20 protein-coding genes are annotated in these 19875 nt (G+C 61.0%); 16 read left to right on the top strand and 4 right to left on the bottom strand.

The annotated features are described in order from the left end of the window. The first annotated feature begins 75 nt into the window (after positions 1-75). Positions 76-1707 (top strand): YbaL family putative K(+) efflux transporter, encoded by a 1632-nt coding sequence (gene ybaL, locus QYC26_RS00825; protein WP_317513517.1) that lies wholly within the window; start codon positions 76-78, stop codon positions 1705-1707. A gap of 9 nt (positions 1708-1716) precedes the next feature. Here the strand turns inward: ybaL and QYC26_RS00820 are convergent, their stop codons facing one another. Both QYC26_RS00820 and QYC26_RS00815 read right to left on the bottom strand, forming a co-directional pair. Then, on the bottom strand, positions 1717-3324 hold the full coding sequence (locus tag QYC26_RS00820) for a GNAT family N-acetyltransferase (RefSeq protein ID WP_317513516.1): 1608 nt from the start codon (positions 3322-3324) through the stop codon (positions 1717-1719). A gap of 4 nt (positions 3325-3328) precedes the next feature. Further along, a complete protein-coding gene (locus QYC26_RS00815; RefSeq protein ID WP_317513515.1) occupies positions 3329-4549 on the bottom strand; it encodes an NADP-dependent isocitrate dehydrogenase in 1221 nt (406 codons plus the stop codon). A gap of 112 nt (positions 4550-4661) precedes the next feature. Between QYC26_RS00815 and QYC26_RS00810 the strand changes: the two genes are divergently transcribed. Beyond that, entirely contained in the window at positions 4662-5396 is a 735-nt protein-coding gene (locus QYC26_RS00810) for a phosphatidylserine decarboxylase (protein WP_317513514.1), read from the top strand. Next, on the top strand, positions 5393-6157 hold the full coding sequence (locus tag QYC26_RS00805; protein ID WP_317513513.1) for a phosphatidylcholine/phosphatidylserine synthase: 765 nt from the start codon (positions 5393-5395) through the stop codon (positions 6155-6157). The genes QYC26_RS00810 and QYC26_RS00805 overlap by 4 nt, the downstream gene beginning before the upstream one ends. On the opposite strand, the gene QYC26_RS00800 is transcribed toward QYC26_RS00805, so the two are convergent. Then, positions 6132-6365, bottom strand: coding sequence for a hypothetical protein (locus tag QYC26_RS00800; RefSeq protein WP_317513512.1), 234 nt, complete (start codon positions 6363-6365; stop codon positions 6132-6134). The genes QYC26_RS00805 and QYC26_RS00800 overlap by 26 nt on opposite strands. Before the next feature lie 239 nt (positions 6366-6604). Between QYC26_RS00800 and rpsB the strand changes: the two genes are divergently transcribed. From rpsB to QYC26_RS00735, 13 genes are all read left to right on the top strand, one after another. Continuing rightward, positions 6605-7387, top strand: a complete 783-nt coding sequence (rpsB, locus tag QYC26_RS00795; RefSeq protein WP_317513511.1) for a 30S ribosomal protein S2 — start codon at positions 6605-6607, stop codon at positions 7385-7387. Between the two features lie 88 nt (positions 7388-7475). Next, positions 7476-8408: a translation elongation factor Ts gene (gene tsf / locus QYC26_RS00790; protein ID WP_317513510.1), complete on the top strand. Its 933-nt coding sequence runs from the start codon at positions 7476-7478 to the stop codon at positions 8406-8408. A gap of 203 nt (positions 8409-8611) precedes the next feature. Continuing rightward, positions 8612-9337: a UMP kinase gene (pyrH, locus tag QYC26_RS00785; protein ID WP_317514969.1), complete on the top strand. Its 726-nt coding sequence runs from the start codon at positions 8612-8614 to the stop codon at positions 9335-9337. A gap of 3 nt (positions 9338-9340) precedes the next feature. Next, on the top strand, positions 9341-9898 hold the full coding sequence (gene frr, locus QYC26_RS00780; protein ID WP_317513509.1) for a ribosome recycling factor: 558 nt from the start codon (positions 9341-9343) through the stop codon (positions 9896-9898). Between the two features lie 2 nt (positions 9899-9900). Continuing rightward, positions 9901-10644: an isoprenyl transferase gene (locus QYC26_RS00775; RefSeq protein ID WP_317514968.1), complete on the top strand. Its 744-nt coding sequence runs from the start codon at positions 9901-9903 to the stop codon at positions 10642-10644. Next, positions 10641-11432, top strand: a complete 792-nt coding sequence (locus QYC26_RS00770; protein WP_317513508.1) for a phosphatidate cytidylyltransferase — start codon at positions 10641-10643, stop codon at positions 11430-11432. The genes QYC26_RS00775 and QYC26_RS00770 overlap by 4 nt, the downstream gene beginning before the upstream one ends. Beyond that, on the top strand, positions 11429-12598 hold the full coding sequence (locus QYC26_RS00765; RefSeq protein WP_317513507.1) for a 1-deoxy-D-xylulose-5-phosphate reductoisomerase: 1170 nt from the start codon (positions 11429-11431) through the stop codon (positions 12596-12598). The genes QYC26_RS00770 and QYC26_RS00765 overlap by 4 nt, the downstream gene beginning before the upstream one ends. After that, positions 12595-13728: an RIP metalloprotease RseP gene (gene rseP, locus QYC26_RS00760; protein WP_317513506.1), complete on the top strand. Its 1134-nt coding sequence runs from the start codon at positions 12595-12597 to the stop codon at positions 13726-13728. The genes QYC26_RS00765 and rseP overlap by 4 nt, the downstream gene beginning before the upstream one ends. A 66-nt stretch (positions 13729-13794) precedes the next feature. Next, positions 13795-16536, top strand: coding sequence for an outer membrane protein assembly factor BamA (gene bamA / locus QYC26_RS00755; protein ID WP_317513505.1), 2742 nt, complete (start codon positions 13795-13797; stop codon positions 16534-16536). Next, entirely contained in the window at positions 16536-17171 is a 636-nt protein-coding gene (locus QYC26_RS00750; protein WP_317513504.1) for an OmpH family outer membrane protein, read from the top strand. Before bamA ends, QYC26_RS00750 begins: the two co-directional genes overlap by 1 nt. Before the next feature lie 6 nt (positions 17172-17177). Continuing rightward, complete coding sequence (gene fabZ / locus QYC26_RS00745; protein ID WP_317513503.1) at positions 17178-17654, top strand: 3-hydroxyacyl-ACP dehydratase FabZ; 477 nt, start codon at positions 17178-17180, stop codon at positions 17652-17654. A gap of 154 nt (positions 17655-17808) precedes the next feature. After that, on the top strand, positions 17809-18042 hold the full coding sequence (gene rpmE / locus QYC26_RS00740; RefSeq protein WP_317513502.1) for a 50S ribosomal protein L31: 234 nt from the start codon (positions 17809-17811) through the stop codon (positions 18040-18042). Between the two features lie 6 nt (positions 18043-18048). Then, entirely contained in the window at positions 18049-19368 is a 1320-nt protein-coding gene (locus QYC26_RS00735) for a M20/M25/M40 family metallo-hydrolase (RefSeq protein ID WP_317513501.1), read from the top strand. A 63-nt stretch (positions 19369-19431) separates the two neighbouring features. Here the strand turns inward: QYC26_RS00735 and QYC26_RS00730 are convergent, their stop codons facing one another. Next, complete coding sequence (locus QYC26_RS00730) at positions 19432-19875, bottom strand: DUF2147 domain-containing protein (RefSeq protein ID WP_317513500.1); 444 nt, start codon at positions 19873-19875, stop codon at positions 19432-19434.

The raw sequence follows: 19875 nt of genomic DNA, 5'->3' as shown, positions 1-19875 counted from the left end.
AATCGCGCTCAGGGTCGTAAATTACCGTTTACCTTTCTAAGAAATACATATCAGCCCGAGGAGAAGCCTGCCCGCATGTCGCATGCCACACCGTTAATCGCGATCATCGTAGCAGGGCTTGTCCTTGCGTTCATTTTCGGTGGGCTTGCATTCAAATTACGGCTTCCTCCGCTCGTGGGCTATCTTCTCGCCGGGGTTGTGGTCGGTCCCTTCACGCCCGGCTATGTCGCTGATCAGCGGCTCGCCAATGAACTCGCCGAACTTGGCGTCATTCTGCTCATGTTCGGCGTCGGCCTTCATTTTTCGCTGAAGGATCTGCTCGCCGTCCGCAAGATCGCGATACCGGGCGCGATCGCCCAGATCACGGTTGCAACGCTGCTCGGCATGGGGCTGGCCCATCTGATGGGGTGGAGCATGGTCGGCGGCGTGGTGTTCGGCCTGTCGCTCTCGGTCGCGAGCACGGTCGTGCTGCTGCGCGCGCTTCAGGAACGGCGAATTCTCGACACTGAGCGCGGCCGCATCGCGATTGGCTGGCTGATCGTCGAAGATCTGATGATGGTGCTGACGCTCGTGCTCATCCCGGCGCTGGCCGGGGCGCATGGCGGCAAGGAACTGGGGCTGTCGTTGTTCCTCACCATCGGCAAGATGGTGGCGTTCGTGGCGTTCATGCTGATCGTCGGGCGGCGCGTCGTTCCCTGGATGCTCCATGTCGTGGCGCATAGCGGATCGCGTGAGCTGTTCCGATTGAGCGTGCTTGCCATTGCGCTGGGCGTGGCGTTTGGCGCGGCGATGCTGTTTGGCGTCTCCTTTGCGCTGGGCGCCTTTTTCGCGGGCATGATCCTCTCCGAATCCCCCCTCAGCCAGCGCGCGGCCGAAGAAACGCTGCCGCTGCGCGATGCATTTGCAGTGCTGTTCTTCGTCTCGGTCGGGATGTTGTTCAACCCGAATATCCTGATGACGGCCGCGCTGCCTTTGCTTGGCACGATCGCGATCATCATGATCGGCAAGTCGTTGGCCGCCTATTGGATCGTGCGCTCCTTCGGAAAATCGCGGCGCACGGCGGCAACCATCTCTGCGAGCCTTGCGCAAATCGGTGAGTTTTCCTTCATTCTCGCCACGCTCGGCGTTGGGCTGAAGCTGTTTCCGCCCGAAGCGCGCGACCTCATTCTCGCAGGCGCGATCATTTCGATCATGCTCAATCCGCTGGTATTCTCGGTCGCCGCGAAATGGCTGACCAAGCGCGAGCCCGATGCACCGACGACAGGGCTCGACGCCACAATCGAACCGGCGGCAGCGCAGCCGCGCGGCCATGTCGTTCTCATCGGCTATGGCCGTGTCGGGCGGATCGTTGGCGCCAGCCTGACGGCCGCGCGCGAGAAAATCGTCGTGGTGGAGGCGCAGCCCGATCTGGCCGAGGGGCCCGAGGGTGAGAATGTGACGGTGCTGATCGGCAATGCCGCGAGTGCGGACATCCTGCGCGACGCCGGGATCGAAAAGGCCCGGATGCTGTTCGTCGCAATCCCGCAAAGCTTCGAGGCGGGGCAGATCGTTGAAAAGGCGCGCAGCATCAACCCTGATATCCGCATCGTCGCCCGCGCGCATTCGGATGACGAAGTGCTCTATCTCGAAAAGCTGGGCGCAGATGTAACGATCATGGGCGAAAAGGAAATCGCCAAGCGCATGATCGCGGAGGCACGGGCCAACTGAACCGGGCGCTCAGCCGCCGCCGGGGCTGTTCTGATGCTTGGGCGGCGGGCCTGCCGGTGGCCGGTCTGCATGGTGACCGGCATCCCATTCGATGTGATAGAGGTCGAACCGCCGATCGGTGAGGTTGCGGACGGTGCCTTCGGCGCGCGCCCAGGTGAGATCGGCGAGATTGACGTCTGAAATCGTGAGCGTTTCGACATTCTCGCTCGCCTCCGCCGCAATGCCGTCGCGCGCGAAGGGAAAGTCGCAGGGTGTCAGGATACAGCTCTGGGCGTATTGGATATCCATATTGTCGACATTGGGCAGGTTGCCGACATTGCCAGAGAGGACCACAAAGCACTGGTTCTCGATCGCGCGGGCCTGTGCGCAGTAACGGACGCGCAGATAGCCCTGGCGGCTGTCCGTGCAGAAGGGCACGAAGATGATCCGGGCGCCCTGATCGACGAGGCGCCGCGCCAGTTCCGGAAACTCGCTGTCATAGCAGATAAGGATGCCGATCGGCCCGCAATCGGTCTGGATCACATCGATCGAATCGCCGCCCTTGATGTTCCACCAATAGCGTTCGTTCGGCGTCGGATGGATCTTTTCCTGGGTGTGCGTCGAGCCGTCGCGCAGCGCGACAAAGGCGACGTTATGGATGTCGCCGTCTTCCATCTGCGTCGGGTGCGATCCACCGATGATGTTGATGTTGTACTCAAGCGCCATGCGCGCGAGTTCCTTCTCGATCCGCGGCGTATAGGCCGTGAGCGCATCGATCGCCTCGACAGGCGTCAGCTTGCGCGTCTCGAAGGAGAGGAGGGGCAGCGTGAAAAGTTCAGGGAATACGATGAAGTCTGAACGATAATCTGCTGCAACATCAACGAAATATTCGACGTTCCGAACAAATTCTTCAAAGCTTTCAACCGCACGCGCCTGAAGCTGGCAGGTGGCCAGACGGACGCTTTCGACATCGCGGGGAACGCGAAAAGCGGGCGGCGACATTTCGTCGACATAGGGGTTGCGCCACACCATATGCGCGGCATTGCCCAGTGAGCGTTTGTCCTCGGGGAGATAATTCTTAAGAACCCCAATGGGTTCATAGCCGTTTTGCAGCTGGAACGTGATGACGGGATCTCGAAGTTTCCCTTCAACCACTTTCTGAAGATAGTCGTCCGGCCCGTCCACCTTGCGGCGAACGCGCGAATAGCCGGGCATCCTGCCACCAAAGACAATGCCCGAAAGCTCGAGCCGTTCGGCAAGAGTCTTTCGGGCATCGTAGAGGCGCTGTCCGATCCGAAGGCCGCGGCGCTTCGGATCGACGCACATTTCATAGCCGTATAACCAATTTCCCGTGGGATCATGGCGCGAGCCGAAGCCGTTGCCGGTGATTTCCTCCCAATCGTGCGGTTTCAGCGCGATTTCGCCTGATATCCGCATCGCGGCACAGTAACCCACCATCTTGCCATTGAAGAGGGCGACGAACTGGCCTTCCGGGAAATTGTTCAACTGTCCGCGGATTACCCCGGCTGTGTAGCCGGGGAGTTCCGGGTAGGCACGCGAGATAAGACGCTGGATCGCTGGCACATCTGCCAGCTTTGCCTGCCTTACTTCAAGGCGCGTGCCGCCGGTCCGCGTCATGCCATTATTTCCAGTCGCTCATCGCCTTTTCGAGGTTGACGCGGATGGCTTCGAAGAACTGCTCCGTGGTCATCCATGCCTGGTCGGGGCCGATGAGGATCGCGAGATCCTTGGTCATGTGGCCCTGTTCGACCGTCTCGATGCAGACGCGTTCAAGGGTTTCGGCAAAGCGCGTCACGTCGGGCGTGCCGTCGAACTTGCCGCGATACTTGAGGCCGCCGGTCCATGCGAAGATCGACGCGATCGGGTTGGTCGACGTCGCCTTGCCCTGCTCGTGCATGCGGTAGTGGCGGGTGACGGTGCCGTGGGCCGCTTCTGCTTCGACGGTCTTGCCGTCGGGCGACATCAGAACCGACGTCATGAGGCCGAGCGAGCCGAAGCCCTGTGCCACCTGGTCCGACTGCACGTCGCCGTCATAGTTCTTGCATGCCCAGACGAACTTGCCGTTCCACTTGAGCGCCGATGCGACCATGTCGTCGATCAGGCGGTGTTCGTAGACGATGCCGGCTTCCTGGAACTGATCCTTGAATTCGGCTTCGTAGACTTCCTGGAAGATGTCCTTGAAACGGCCGTCATAGGCCTTGAGGATCGTGTTCTTGGTCGACAGGTAGACCGGCCAGTTGCGGCCGAGGCCGTAGTTCATGCTGGCGCGCGCGAAGTCGCGGATCGATTCGTCGAGGTTGTACATCGCGAGCGCGACGCCCGAGCTCGGATACTGGAAGACTTCTTCGTCGATCGTCGTGCCGTCGTCACCTTCGAAAACGAGGCGCAGCTTGCCGGGGCCGGGCACCTTGAAATCGGTCGCGCGGTACTGGTCGCCAAATGCGTGACGGCCAACGACGATGGGGTCGGTCCAGCCCGGGATGAGGCGGGGAACGTTCTTGATCACGATCGGTTCGCGGAAAACGACGCCGCCGAGAATGTTGCGGATGGTGCCGTTGGGCGACTTCCACATCTTCTTCAGGCCGAATTCTTCGACGCGGGCTTCGTCGGGGGTGATCGTCGCGCACTTCACGCCCACGCCATATTTCTGGATGGCCTTGGCGGAATCGACGGTGATCTTGTCCTCGGTTTCGTCGCGCTTTTCGACGCCGAGATCGTAGTAATCAAGCTGGATATCGAGATAGGGGAGAATCAGCCGCTCACGAATCCACTGCCAGATGATACGGGTCATTTCATCGCCGTCGATTTCGACGACCGGGTTTTTCACCTTAATCTTGGCCATGGACGCACTCTTTCCTTGGGGATGGTTTCGCGGGTGCCTCTAGGCCTCTAAGGCGCGTGGATCAACAGTAAGTCCCGTTGTAACTGCGAACCACCCGCCGTAAGAGATGCGAATGACAGATCTGAACAAAGCGGAAAATCAGCCAACAGGGGTAAAATGGCGCTGGCCGAGCGTCCACCCCGAGGGCCGAAAATTCATCCTGATTGCGGCAGTAATCACCTTGTTTTTTGCCTGGATGGCATGGGAAACGCTTGCCTGGCCGATGGCTGGGATCACCCTGTGGGTGGCGGCGTTCTTCCGCGATCCCGTCCGTTCGGTGCCGCAGGGGGAAGGGCTGATCGTGGCGCCGGCCGATGGCATGGTGACACTGATCCAGCATGTGATGCCGCCACGCGAAATGGCCGGGCCGGACGGTCTGGGCGATCAGCCGTTGACGCGAGTCTCGATTTTCATGAGCGTGTTCGACGTGCACATCAACCGCACGCCGATCAGCGGCACGGTGAAGAACGTCGTCTATATCGCGGGCAAGTTCCTGAACGCCGATCTCGACAAGGCGTCGGAAGACAATGAGCGTCAGCATATCCTGGTCGAGGATCGCAACGGCATGCGCATCGGCTTTACACAGATTGCGGGCCTTGTTGCCCGTCGCATCGTGCCCTTCGTCAAGCCGGGCGACATCGTTGCCGTCGGTCAGCGTATCGGCCTGATCCGTTTCGGCAGCCGCGTCGACGTATATCTGCCTGCAGGCACGATGCCCAAGGTGGCGCTTGGCCAGCGAATCGTGGCCGGCGAGACGATGCTTGCCGTGGTTGGCGATGCCCAGTCGCTGAGCGCCACACCGCAATGAGCGGCGATGTCGCCTCGCCGCCGCGCCGGGGTATTCCGCTCCGCGCGCTCATTCCCAACGCCGTCACCGCGCTCGCGCTATGCTGCGGGCTGACCGGCATTCGCTTCGGCATTGCCGGGGAATGGGAGAAGGCGGTGGCCGCGATCATTCTGGCCGGCTGTCTTGACGGTATCGACGGCCGCATTGCCCGGTTGTTGAAGGGAGAGAGCCGGTTCGGTGCCGAGCTTGATTCCCTTTCCGATGCGATCGCGTTCGGGGTTTCCCCCGCGATCATCATCTATCTCTGGTCGTTGCAGCACCTGCCGCAGTTCGGGTGGATCTTCGCGCTGGCGCTGGCAGTATGTTGTGCGCTGCGGCTCGCGCGGTTCAACGCGAATATCGACGTGCAGGAACAGCCGCACAAATCGGCGGGCTTTCTCACCGGCGTGCCAGCGCCGGCAGGGGCGGGGCTTGCCCTGCTTCCCGTCTATCTGACGCTGTGGACCGGCGAGACGGTTTTCCGCGAAACCTATGTGGTTGCGCCCTGGCTCGCCTTTGTCGCCTTCCTGATGATCTCGAACATCGCAACCTATAGCTGGTCGTCGCTTCGCCTGCGGCGCACTGTACGTCTCGGTGCGCTCGCCGCCGTCGGTTTGCTCGGCGCGGCGTTGCTTTCGGCGCCCTGGGCGACGCTGTCGGTGATCTGTGCCTTTTATCTGGCTGCCATCCCGTTCAGCATTCGCAGCTATTCCCGCGTCAAGCGGCAGCGCGCGTCAGCCTGACGACCTTGTGACGTGTCACCACGCGCGGCGCATGGCGCGGCGCGTGGACCACCCTCGACATCGCCGAATAGGTGAAAGCGCTACGCCGTGAGCGGCCATGAAGCGCGTCCATGATCGCGTCCCGATATTCCGAAAAGAGCGCGTGCATGTTGATTGCCGCGCCGGCCATTACCGTCACAAACAGAAGCGTCGTCAGAAGATGTGCCATGTCGGCCTCCCGTTTCGGCGCCCTGCGGCAACCGATGTTCCCGTTTTGATCTGATATTTATGTTCTATTTTTGTTCCATGTGTCAATCGCAATATCAGCGGATGTGAGCCGGGCCTTGATTTCCGCCATTTGGCGCGCTATTTGGCCGCCATTCCACATGGGAAGCGCACATACCGGTGCCTTGGGGCTCTGCCCTGCGGTTCTTGCTTCCCAGAGGATCAACCGGAAGGAGAAAGACTATGGCGGCCCCTGTCGTCACTATTCATCAGTTGCTTGAAGCCGGCGCGCACTTCGGTCACCAGACCCATCGCTGGAACCCGAAGATGAAGCCCTACATCTTTGGCGATCGCAACGGCATCCACATCATGGATCTGTCGCAGACCGTTCCGCTTTTTGCGCGTGCGCTCGACTTCATCGATCAGACTGTTGCCCGTGGCGGCAAAGTGCTGTTCGTCGGCACCAAGCGCCAGGCGCAGGAGCCGGTCGCTGAAGCCGCTCGCAAGGCTGGCCAGCACTATGTCAACCACCGCTGGCTGGGCGGCATGCTCACCAACTGGAAGACGATCTCGCAGTCGATCAAGCGCTTCAAGGCTCTTGAAGAGCAGCTGTCGGGCGATACGCACGGCCTGACCAAGAAGGAAGTGCTGCAGCTCACCCGTGAGCGCGACAAGTTCGAGCTGTCGCTTGGCGGTATCCGCGACATGGGCGGTATTCCCGACGTGATGTTCGTCATCGACGCCAACAAGGAAGAGCTCGCCATCAAGGAAGCCAACACGCTTGGTATTCCGGTTGTCGCGATCCTCGACTCGAACGTCAGCCCCGACGGCATCGCGTTCCCGGTTCCGGCGAACGACGACGCAAGCCGCGCCATCCGCCTCTACTGCGAAGCGGTCGCCGTTGCTGCGACCCGCGGTGGCCAGGCTGCTGCGCAGGCACGCGGCGTGGACCTCGGCGCGCAGGCTGAACCGCCGGTCGAGCCCGCGCTTGGCGTTGCTGCTGACGAGAGCCAGGTAGACGCCTGAGCTTCGTGAAAGTGTAATAACGGCGAGGTAGGGACGCGAAGCATCCTTGCCTCGCCGCGTCATTTCTGGACTAGAGAAGGAAGATATCATGGCGGAGATCACTGCCGGCCTCGTCAAGGAACTGCGTGAGCGCAGCGGCGCAGGCATGATGGATTGCAAAAAGGCGCTGAACGAAACCGGTGGCGACCTCGAAGCAGCAGTCGATTGGCTGCGCGCAAAGGGTCTTGCTGCGGCTGCCAAGAAGGCAGGTCGTACGGCTGCTGAAGGTCTGGTTGGCGTTCACGTTGCCGGCACCAAGGGTGTCGCCGTTGAAATCAACAGCGAAACCGACTTCGTTGCCAAGAACGAACAGTTTCAGGATTTCGTGCGTGCGGTTTCGCAGGTTGCGCTTGAATCGGGCGTCGGTGAAGACATCGAAGCCCTCGCGGCAGCTGCCTATCCGGGCGGTGGCACGGTCGCTGAAAAGCTGACCGCCAACATCGCGACGATCGGCGAAAATCAGGCGCTGCGCCGCGTCAAGACCGTTTCGGTCGATAACGGCGCGGTTGTTGCCTATGTCCACAACGCGCTGGCGCCCGGCATGGGCAAGATCGGCGTTCTCGTTGCGCTGGAAAGCGAAGCGGCGACCGACAAGCTCGAAGCGCTTGGCAAGCAGCTTGCCATGCACATCGCGGCTGCATTCCCGCTGGCACTCGATGAAACCGGCCTGCCGGCCGATCTCGTTGAGCGTGAGCGCGTGATCGCTGCTGAAAAGGCTGCCGAATCGGGCAAGCCCGCCGACATCGTCGCGAAGATGGTTGAAGGCGCGGTTGCGAAGTATCGCAAGGAAAACGCGCTGCTCAGCCAACTGTTCGTCATGGACGGCAAGACCAAGATCGCGGACGTCGTCGCGGCCGCTGGCAAGGAAGCCGGCAGCGCGATCGTGCTCAAGGACTATGTCCGCTTCCAACTCGGTGAAGGCATCGAGAAGCAGGAATCGGACTTCGCGGCTGAAGTCGCGGCAGTAGCCAACAAAGGCTAAGTCCTAAAAAGCCCGCGCTCGCGCGGCCTGTTTAAAACTGACGTCAACTCATTGGATTTTATAAAAATTCCTTGAGATTTTGCGTCGGAATTTCAGGCTGTGCGGCGCGGGTTTTGCTTTGTCGCGCTTCTGCGCTTGGCACGGCATATATGCGCCACTAAGGTGCGCGCCATCTTCCCTACTGTAATGGATATTATTTGCTGATGACACGGCCGCGCTTCAACCGAATCCTCCTGAAGCTTTCCGGCGAAGTGTTGATGGGCAATGGCCAGTTCGGCATAGATCCAGCCACCGTTGCGCGTGTTGCGGGCGAAATCGCCGCCGCGAAGGACGCCGGGCACGAACTGTGCGTCGTTGTGGGGGGCGGCAATATTTTTCGCGGGCTGGCGGCTGCGGCCAAGGGTTTCGAGCGCACCAGCGCCGACTATATGGGCATGCTCGCAACTGTGATGAATGCGCTCGCGGTGCAGAATGCGCTCGAGCAGATCGGCGTCGATACGCGCGTTCAGTCTGCCATTCCGATGAGCACGGTGTGCGAACCCTTTATCCGCCGGCGTGCCGAGCGCCATATGGAAAAGGGACGGATCGTGATTTTCGCTGCCGGCACCGGCAATCCCTATTTCACGACGGACAGCGCCGCTGCTCTGCGGGCGGCCGAAATGAATTGCGACGCGCTGTTCAAAGGCACTTCGGTCGACGGCGTCTATGATGCTGACCCGAAGAAGGTCGATACGGCAAAGCGTTATGAAACAGTGAGTTTCAACCGGGTTCTTTCAGATGATCTGAAGGTTATGGACGCGAGCGCAGTAGCCCTGTGCCGCGACAACAATATTCCGATCGTGGTGTTCAACATCCGTGAGCAGGGCAATCTGGCCCGCGTGCTTGCCGGCGATGGCACCGCTACGATCGTTCAAAACGAGGAAGGATAAACCATGCCCGCCTATGAAAAGGCCGATATCGAACGTCGTATGCGCGGCGCCGTCGAATCCCTGAAGCACGATCTTAGCGGCCTGCGTACCGGCCGCGCGTCGACCTCGCTTCTCGATCCGATCACGGTTGACGTATATGGCGCGCAGATGCCGCTCGTTCAGGTGGCGACCGTATCGGTGCCCGAGCCGCGGATGCTTTCGGTCCAGGTCTGGGACAAGAGCAATGTGACCCCGGTCGACAAGGCAATCCGGTCGTCGGGGCTTGGCCTCAATCCGATCGTCGATGGCCAGACGCTGCGCCTTCCAATCCCCGATCTGACCGAAGAGCGCCGCAAGGAACTGGCCAAGCTCGCCAGCCAATATGCCGAAAAGGCCCGTATCGCTGCGCGCAACGTGCGTCGTGACGGCATGGATTCGCTGAAGACCGACGAAAAGAAGCACGAGATCAGCGAAGACGAGCGCAAGCGGCTCGAAACCGAAGTGCAGAAGATGACCGACAGCACGATTGCCGATATCGATGCTGCCGCTGCCGCCAAGGAAAAGGAAATCCTCGGCCAGTGAGGATTGCGCGCGCCACTGCCAGCTCACCTCGTCCGGAAGCGGGGCAGGGGGCGGCGCCAAGACATGTTGCCATCATCATGGATGGCAATGGGCGTTGGGCGAAAAAGCGGTTGCTTCCTCGTGTTGCCGGGCACCGGCAGGGCGTGGAAGCCGCGCGCCGCATCGTCCGCGCGGCAGGCGATCTCGGTATCGAGGCGCTGACGCTATACGCATTTTCGTCGGAAAACTGGCGACGGCCTCAAGAAGAGGTGAGCGATCTCATGGGGTTGCTTCGCCTTTTCATCCTCTCGGATATCGATGAATTCGCCAATGCCGGTGTGCGCCTGCGCGTGATCGGCGATTATAAGGCCCTTGCGCCGGATCTCGTGAGCCTGATCGACGGCGCGATGGAGCGGACGGCGGGCAACCGCGCGATGACGCTGGCCATTGCGCTCAACTACGGTGCGCAGTTCGAGATGGTGCGCGCGGTGCGTGCCATTGCTGATCGGGTGCAGACGGGCGAAATCGCTCCGGCGGCGATCGATGAGCAGATGATCGACACGCATCTGGACACGCAAGACCTGCCGCCGCTGGATCTGTTGATCCGGACATCGGGTGAAAAGCGCCTGTCCAACTTCCTGTTGTGGCAGGCGGCCTATGCGGAACTGCATTTCGTCGATACGCTCTGGCCGGATTTTGACAAACAATGCCTTGTCGATGCGCTGGCGCATTTCGGGCAGCGGGAACGACGTTTCGGAGGATTATGACGGGTTCGCCAAAGCCGGGTGGCATGGGGGATCTGCCAAAGCGCGCGGTCGTTGGGATTATCCTGATCGCGGTTGCCGTGACGGCGCTTGTCGCGGGCGGGGTGGCCTTTTGGGTGCTCGGCAGTGCGATGGCACTCCTGATGATGGGCGAATGGGCTGACCTGGCAAAGGTTGGCGCGCGCGACAGGCAGGTTGCGATGTTCGCCTTGTCCGTGCCGTTGGCCATATTGTCGCCGCTGGCGGCGGGGCCAAGTTTCTTTGCGCTCGGATTGCTTGCAGGGGCGGCCTTTTTCGTGGCGATCATTTCCCGCCGCGCGCAACTGGGTGGGGGCGTGCTCTATGCCGGGTTGCCGGTCGCGGCACTGCTGTTCCTGCGCGAGCAGGAGAGCGGGCTGATCCTCGCCTTCTGGACGCTCGCAATCGTCTGGGCGACCGATATCGGCGCCTATTTTACCGGCCGTTTCGTGGGCGGTCCAAAGCTGGCGCCCGCCTGGAGCCCGAGCAAGACCTGGTCTGGCCTTGGCGGCGGCATGGTTGCCGCGCTGTTGACCGGGCTGACTTTTCATCGCTGGGGCGGCTTGCCGCTGGGGCTGGCACTCGCGAGTTTCGCGCTGGCTGCGGTGGCGCAGGGCGGGGATCTTTATGAAAGCATTTTGAAGCGGCGCGCCGGGGTCAAGGACAGCGGCACGATCTTGCCAGGCCATGGCGGGGTGATGGACCGGCTTGACGGCGTCGTGCCGGTAGCCCCCATGGTTGCGCTGCTGGTGATTACGGAATTCATGCTGTGACTGATGCCCCCAAAAGTGTGACCATCCTTGGTGTCACCGGTTCGGTGGGCACCTCGACGCTCGACCTGATCGAACGCAATCCCGAGGGCTTTCGGGTCGAAGCGTTGACGGCAAACAGCGACGTTGAGGGATTGGCCAAGGCCGCGATCCGGACGCGGGCGCAGCTTGCCGTGATCGGCGATGAAAGCCGCTTCGCGGCATTACAACAGGCCTTGTCGGGGAGCGGTGTCGAGGCCGCCGCCGGCGCCGGGGCAATCGCCGAGGCGGCGGCACGGTCGGTCGACTGGACCATGGCCGCCATTGTGGGCTGCGCAGGGTTGTCGCCCGTCATGGAAGCCGTACGACGTGGCGGCACCGTCGCGCTGGCGAACAAGGAAGCGCTGGTTTCGGCGGGATCGCTGATGATCGAGGCAGTGGCTGCGCATGACGCCACGCTGCTGCCCGTCGATTCCGAGCATAATGCGATATTTCAGTGCCTCGACATGGCCGCGCTCGACAAGGTGCGGCGGATCATTCTGACGGCAAGTGGCGGTCCATTTCGTACCGCTTCGCGCGAGGCCATGGCGTCGGTGACACCCGAGCAGGCGGTGAAGCATCCGAACTGGTCGATGGGTGCGAAGATCTCGATCGATTCCGCGACGATGATGAACAAGGGGCTTGAGTTGATCGAGGCCCATCACCTGTTCCCGATCAGCGAGCAGCGGATCGAAATCATCGTGCATCCCCAGTCGGTCGTCCACTCGATGGTGGAATATGTCGATGGCTCGGTACTCGCGCAACTCGGCACGCCCGATATGCGCACCCCCATCGCGCATAGTCTGGCCTGGCCGCAGCGCATGGACACGCCATGCGAAAGCCTGGATTTCGCAAAGATATCCAGGCTCGATTTCGAGCAGCCGGATCTCGATCGTTTCCCCGCGCTGCGCGTCGCGCGAGAGGTCGTGATCGCGGATGGCGCAAAGCCGGCGATATTCAATGCCGCCAATGAAATTGCGGTGGCCGCGTTTCTGGAACGGCGGATCGGGTTTCTGGATATCGTCACGGTTGTCGAGGCTGTTCTGCACGGGTATGACCCATCAGTTCCGGCATCGCTCGATGATGTGTTTGCGATCGACCGGGAGGCGCGCCTGCGGGCGCAGGAATGGATTAAGGCCAAAGCTGCTTGACCGAAAACCCGGGTATCCTGCTTACAATATTGGCGTTCGTGCTCGTTATCGGGCCGCTCGTCTTCATCCACGAAATGGGCCATTATCTGGTCGGGCGCTTTTTCGGCGTTCATGCAGAGGCTTTTTCGATCGGCTTTGGCCGCGAAATTCATGGCTGGACCGATAAGCGCGGCACGCGCTGGAAGATTGGCTGGATGCCGCTTGGCGGCTATGTGAAATTCGCTGGCGATATGAGCCCCGCAGGCCAGACGTCGCCAGAGTGGTTGGCACTGCCGCCTGAGGAAAAGGCGCGGACCTTTCAGGCAAAGCCTGTCTGGCAGCGTGCGCTGATTGTATTCGCCGGACCGGCGGTCAATTTCCTGTTCGCGCTTCTGGTTCTGGGTGCCTTTGCGGTCGCTTACGGCCAAAGCCAGACGCCGCCCGTTGTCGAGAAGCTCATCGCTGGATCGGCTGCCGAGCGCGGTGGCATCGAGATTGGCGATCGGATCGTCGCAATCGATGGGCGCGCTATGGCGACGTTCAATGATATTGCCGGCTATATCCAGTATCGCCCCGCGATGACGGTTGACGTCGACATTGTGCGCGACGGTGCGGCCGATAGGATCGCACTTCAGACCGGCGTTAGGATCGAGACCGATCGCTTTGGAAATGAATATAAAATCGGCGCGCTGGGCATTTATTCACCACGCCCGGTGATCGTTCCGGTCAGCATTGTCGAGGCGCCGGCTGTGGCCGTTGAGCGCACCGGAGCGATCCTGCGCACGATGGTGGATACGCTGGGTCAGGTGCTCACGGGGCGGCGTTCGGCGAAGGAGCTTGGCGGGCCGCTGCGTATCGCGCAGGTTTCGGGGGAGCAGGTTTCTCAGGGCTTTGAGAACTTCATCTTCTTCGTCGCACTGATTTCGATTAATCTGGGATTCATCAATCTCTTGCCAGTTCCCATGCTCGATGGCGGACATCTTCTCTTCTATGCGATCGAGGCGATACGCCGGAAACCGCTTGGCGTGGCGGCGCAGGAATGGGCATTCCGTTCCGGCCTGCTGGTTCTGCTGTCGCTCATGATCTTCGTGACAATCAACGATTTATCGTCGTTCAAGGTTTGGGAACGGCTGTCCGGCTTGATCGGCTGACGCTGATCGGGCAGGGCTGCGTAAAAGCCGTCATAGGGACGGCATTCAATTCTAGGGTGGGAACGCGTGAAAGCGAATAACACGATCAGCTTCTGCAAACGCACATCGGCGGCCCTGCTCGTCGGCACCGTTCTTGCCGGCCAGGCCTCAGGCGCACTGGCGCAGGGGGCTCAGGGGCAGGTGGCGCCGCCGGCGGTTTCCCAGCTTTCCGGTCAACCCGCGCAGACACAGGTGATCCGCTCGATCCAGGTGGTCGGGTCGCAGCGGCTTGAGGCGGATACGGTGCGTTCGTACACCGCGCTGCGCGCCGGCGCGCCGTACACGCGCGAAATGCTCGATCAGGCGCTGAAGGACCTGTTCGCGACCGAGCTGTTCGCAGACGTCCAAATTCGCGACAATGCCGGCGCGCTGACGATCGAGGTCCGTGAGAACCCGGTGATCAACCGCATCATTCTGGAAGGCAATAAGCGCCTGAAGGAAGACAAGATCCGTCCGGAAATCCGCCTGGCACCGCGCCAGATCTTCACGCGCACCAAGGCGCGCGCCGACGTGGCGCGCATCATCGAGCTTTACCGTCGCCAGGGCCGCTTTGCCGCGACCGTCGAGCCGAAAATGGTCCAGCTGGATCAGAATCGCGTCGATATCGTCTTCGAAATCAACGAAGGCCCGAAGTCGAAGGTTCGTCAGATCAATATTCTCGGCAACGAGAAATTTTCGGATGGCGACCTGCGCGGTCAGATGGCGACCAAGCAGTCGCGTTTCTACCGCTTCTTCAGCTCGGGCGACAGCTATGATCCGGACCGTCTGGCCTATGACCAGCAAAAGCTGCGCCAGTTCTACCTGACCGAAGGCTATGCCGATTTCCGCGTGATTTCGGCGGTGGCCGAACTGACGCCGGACAAGCGCGATTTCATCATCACCTATGTGGTGGAAGAAGGCGATCGCTACAAGTTCGGCGACGTCAACGTCGAAAGCGAAATCCGTGATTTCGGTTCGGATACGATCCAGCGTCTGATCAAGATCAAGAAGGACGACTGGTATAACGCCAAGGCCGTCGAAGACACGGTCGACGGGATCAAGGAAACCGCCGGCCTCGTCGGGTACGCCTTCGCCGATGTCCGCCCGGACTTCAACCGCGACAAGGACGCCAAGACCATGTCGATCACCTTCCAGGTGGCCGATTCGGACCGCGTCTATGTCGAGCGCATCGACATCAACGGCAACACGCAGACCCAGGACAAGGTCATCCGTCGCGAGTTCCGTCTGGCGGAAGGCGATGCCTTCAACAGCTTCCAGGTGCGCCGCTCGGCGGATCGCATCAAGTCGCTCGGCTATTTCCAGGAAAATCTGGAGATCGAGCAGAAGCAGGGCTCGGCGCCTGATCGCATCGTGCTCGAAACCAATGTCGAGGAAAAGTCGACCGGCGAGCTTCAGCTCTCGGCCGGTTTCTCCAGCCTTGAACGCTTCATCATCAACGCGTCGATCACGCAGCGCAACTTCCGCGGTAAGGGGCAGTTGCTGCGCGCGGCGGTGAATTATTCGAGCTATTCGAAGTCTATCGAGCTTGGTTTCACCGAGCCCTATCTGTTCGACAAGAATATCGCGCTGGGCGGTGATATCTTCCGCCGCGACTATAACTCGTTCAATTTCGTCAATAACGACCGAAACACCACCTATGAGCAGGTTTCGACCGGTTTTCAGGTGCGTCTGGGCGTGCCCATCACCGAATATTGGCAGGGGCAGCTGCGCTATGGCCTGACCTATGATGATGTCAGCCTCGACAAGAATACCTTCTACTCGACCGATGCCAACGGTATCTCGCGCTGTGAACCGCTGCTCGCAGGGCGCTACTTGTGCGACGCAATCGGCAAGCGGACGACGTCGTCGATCGGCTACACGTTGGCGTTCGACAACACGAACAACCGCATTCGTCCGTCGAGTGGCAACCGCATGAGCCTCAGTCAGGATTTCGCTGGCCTTGGGGGCAGCGTGAATTACCTGCGGACCGTGGCGCGCGCCTCGAAATACTGGAAGGTCCTCGGCAACTTCATCTTCTCGCTGAGCGCAGAAGGCGGCCATATCCAGCCGCTGGGCGGTGCCCGTGTGGGTGTTGACGGCAGCCCGATCGATCGTATCCGTCTGACCGATCGCTTCTTCCTTGGTGAACCGCAGATCCGCGGCTTTGACATTCGCGGTATCGGCCCGCGCGTCCAACGCTTCCAGTACCTCACGGACGCAAATGGCTATGTCCGTGACGCGAACGGCAATCTGCAGGTTTCGACCAAGAATGTGAGCGATGACGCACTGGGTGGGCGTACCTATTATATGACCCGCGCAGAGCTTGAAATTCCGCTCGGTTCGGGCGCGCGTGAAATGGGGCTGCGTCCTTCGATCTTTATCGATGCGGGTGCGGTGTTCGGCGTTCGCAAGCCGAAGCTTCAGGAGTTTACCGACAATGATGGCGACGGTGATCCCGATGCCATCTTCCTGCCCACGCGCGATTCTCAGGGGCGCGCGCTTTACCTGACGCCGGATCAGACGGCGACGACCTTCTGTCCGATCGGTGTCGCCGATGCCAGCGGCGGGTGCCCAACCACCGGTGCCGCCAACACCGCACTGGGTAACACGATCAATCCGTTCCTCGAACGCTTTGTTGGCAATTCTGCCAAGCCGCGCGTTTCGGTCGGCTTTGGCGTGAATTGGAATTCGCCCTTCGGGCCGTTCCGCATCGACATCGCAAAGGCGCTTGTCAAAGAAGATGGCGACGATACCAAATTGTTCACTTTCAACGTAGGGACCCAATTCTGATGACCAAGAAGATGTACCGCAAGGCGCTGCTCCTTGCGCTTGCCGCTACGGCGCCCATGATGGTCGCCAGCCAGGCCCATGCGCAGGCGCGCGCGATCGGCGTTGTCGATGACAACAAGGCCGTTCTTGATTCGAACGCGTTCAAGACCGCGATGACGCAGATGCAGACGACCTATAAGGCGCAGATCGATCAGCTGAACGCGCGTCGTACCGCGCTTCAGGGCGAACTGCAGCCGTTGATCAACGCCTATCAGACTGCCGCCAAGGCGCCCAACGCAACCGAAGCATCGGTTCGTCCGAGCGCCGAAGCGCTGCAGAAGAAGAATGCCGCCGCCGAACAGGAACTGAACCGCCTGAGCGAACCCGTGGCCCTGTCGCGCGCTTATGTTCTCGAGCAGATCGCACCCAAGATGGATGAAGCCGTTCGCGGTGCGATGCGCGCGAAGCAGGTTGATCTGGTTGTCGTTCCCGGTGCCACCGTCGCCTATCAGCCGGCGGCCGATATCACCGCTGCAGTAACCACCGAGCTCAACCGCCTCGTCCCGTCGGCAAACATCGTGCCGCCCGCAGGCTGGCGTCCGGGTCAGCAGCAGCAGGCACCGGCGGCGCCCGCGCAGCAGCCTCAGGGTCGCTGATAATCCATGAGCGAAGCTACGGATAAGGCCGCGATCGGACCTTTCGACATCCGACGCGTTCTGGCGGCGATCCCGCACCGTTATCCGATGCTGCTGGTCGACCGTGTCGAGGAAATCATCCCCGACCGGTCGATCGCGGCCATCAAGGCGGTCACGATCAACGAACCGTTCTTTCAGGGCCATTTCCCTGGCCGCCCGATCATGCCCGGCGTTCTCATCGTTGAGGCGCTGGCGCAGGCTGCAGGCGTTCTGGCGGTGGAAAGCCTTGGTCTCTCGGGTTCGGGAAAACTCGTCTATTTCATGTCGATCGACGGCGTGAAGTTCCGCGTACCCGTCGAACCCGGCGTTCTGCTTCGTCTTGAAGTGGAATTCGTCCAGAAGCGTGCATCGGTTTGCAAATTTGCAGGCAAGGCGCTGATCGACGGCAAGGTCGTGGCTGAAGCGAACTTCACCGCGATGATTGCGGATCCGCCGAGCAACTGATCGGATGACAAGCCCGTGCCCGGCAACCGTCCAGCCGGGCTTGTCAATCCGCGAGCAGGCGTCTAGAGCGCCCGCCGTAACGCACATGGCATCCGCCATGGGTAATTTTTGTTTTCCGGCTGGTCGGTAACCAGCCATTTACGGAGAAAATGACGTGGCAAAAAAAGGCATTCACCCCGACTATCACATGATCAAGGTGCAGATGACGGACGGCACCGTGTTCGAAACCCGCTCCACCTGGGGCAAGGAAGGCGACACGATGCAGCTCGAAATCGATCCGCTGGCACACCCGGCATGGACCGGTGGCAACCAGCGCCTGCTCGACGCAGGTGGTCAGGTCGCACGCTTCAACAAGCGCTTCGGTGGCCTTACGCTCGGCAAGAAGTAAGCTGCTATGGAGCGTGCACGGATTGCCCATAAACGCTTCGGCGCGCTTCAACTTATCAGCCTTTCGCTGTTGCTGGCCACGGTGCCGGCAGCGGCGGGGGCTGCGACCAAGGAAGATCGCAGCATTGCGGCGATCCGCGCCTTGCCGGCCTATCAAAAGGCCGTACGCAATATCGATGCGCAACACGATCATTTCATTGATGAAATCATTGCGCTGACCGAAATTCCGGCGCCCCCCTTTGGCGAGGAAAAGCGCGGTCGGGCATTTGCTGAAAAGCTGAAGGCCGTGGGCCTGGCCGACATCGAGACCGATGCCGTCGGCAATGTCATGGCGCTGCGGCGGGGGACAGCCCCGGCAGGCGGCAAGGTCGTGGTCATCTCCGCGCATCTCGACACGGTTTTTCCTGAAGAGACCCCGATCAAGGTTCGGCGGGAGGGCACGCGCCTCTATGCGCCGGGTATCGGCGACGATTCTCGGGGGCTGGCCGCGCTGCTGGCCTATGCGCGCGCGCTTCAGGCCGCAGATATCGAGACGGGTCAAGATATCCTGTTCGTCGCGACGGTGGGCGAGGAAGGGCAGGGCGACCTGCGCGGCGTGCGCCATTTCTTCACCGAAGGAAAATATAAAGACCGCGTTGCGGCCTTTTACTCGGTCGACGGGCTTAATCCCGCGCGCATCACCAATGGCGCCGTGGGATCCAAACGGTATCGCATGACGTTCAAGGGGCCGGGCGGGCACAGCTTTGGTGCATTCGGCCTCGTCAACCCGATGGCGGCCATGGCGCGCGCGATCGACAATCTCTATCGTATCACGCCGCCGGCAACGCCCAAGACCACCTATGCCGCATCGGTGACCGGCGGTGGCACCTCGGTCAATTCGATCCCGAATTCGGTCTTTGTCGAGTTCGATATGCGATCGAGCAGCGCGGCCGAATTGAACAAGCTCGAAGGGCAGTTGCTGCAGATCGTCGACAAGGCCGTGGCATCCGAAAATGCCGCGCGGTCGACGCGTGAAGGCGCGATCAGTGTCGAGAAGCAGAAGATCGGTGATCGCCCGGCCGGCAACACGGCGGAAACCGCGCCCGTCGCCGCGCTGACGGCGGCGGCCGTTCGCGCGTTTGGCTATACCCCGGAATTCGGTGCGTCGTCGACCGATGCGAATATCCCGATCAGCATGGGTATTCCCGCCATCACGATCGGTTCGGGTGGCTCGGGTGCCCGCGCGCATTCGACCGATGAATATATCGATGTGGCCAAGGCAGAAAGCGTACGCGGGCTCTCCGTTGGCCTGCTGTCGCTTCTGGCCGTCGCAAAAATCGCCCATTGACGGAAAATCCCGTCGATGCCGAAGCATCGACGGGCAGGTTTCGCCCCCTCGGCGAGATCGGATTTAGCGCACCCGGCTCATCACTTCGGACTGGCAGATGAAACCGCCAAAGCATCCGGTGACCTTGATCGTATTCTGGTCGACAAGGGTGATGGTGCCGCTCTGCACACCCATGCCGCGCTCGGGATCATAAAGCGGCCCGCCCTTCCATTGCTTGGGGCCGCCCTTGAAGTTGTGGAGCACGATCATGCCCTTGACCTTGCGGGACCGCAGGCTGGCATTGCCATTTTTAACGTCGCGCAGATCGGGGTTGGCGCGCAGCGAGTCTCCATCGATCACACGTCCGCAAATGGCATCGCCGCAGCGCTCAAAGGCCGTGACGCCGCCGCGTTCCTGCGACTGCCATTTGCCGAGCAGCGGATCCTTTGCCGGGGCCGATGCCAGGAGCAGGGGGGATAGCACCAAGGCCGACAGCGCAAATATCCAGGGCTTGTGTCCAGATTTCAT

The organism is Sphingomonas sp. C3-2 (genome assembly GCF_033025475.1).
In the GTDB taxonomy this organism is placed as follows: domain Bacteria; phylum Pseudomonadota; class Alphaproteobacteria; order Sphingomonadales; family Sphingomonadaceae; genus Sphingobium_A.
This window is presented reverse-complemented; position numbering and strand designations above follow the sequence as displayed.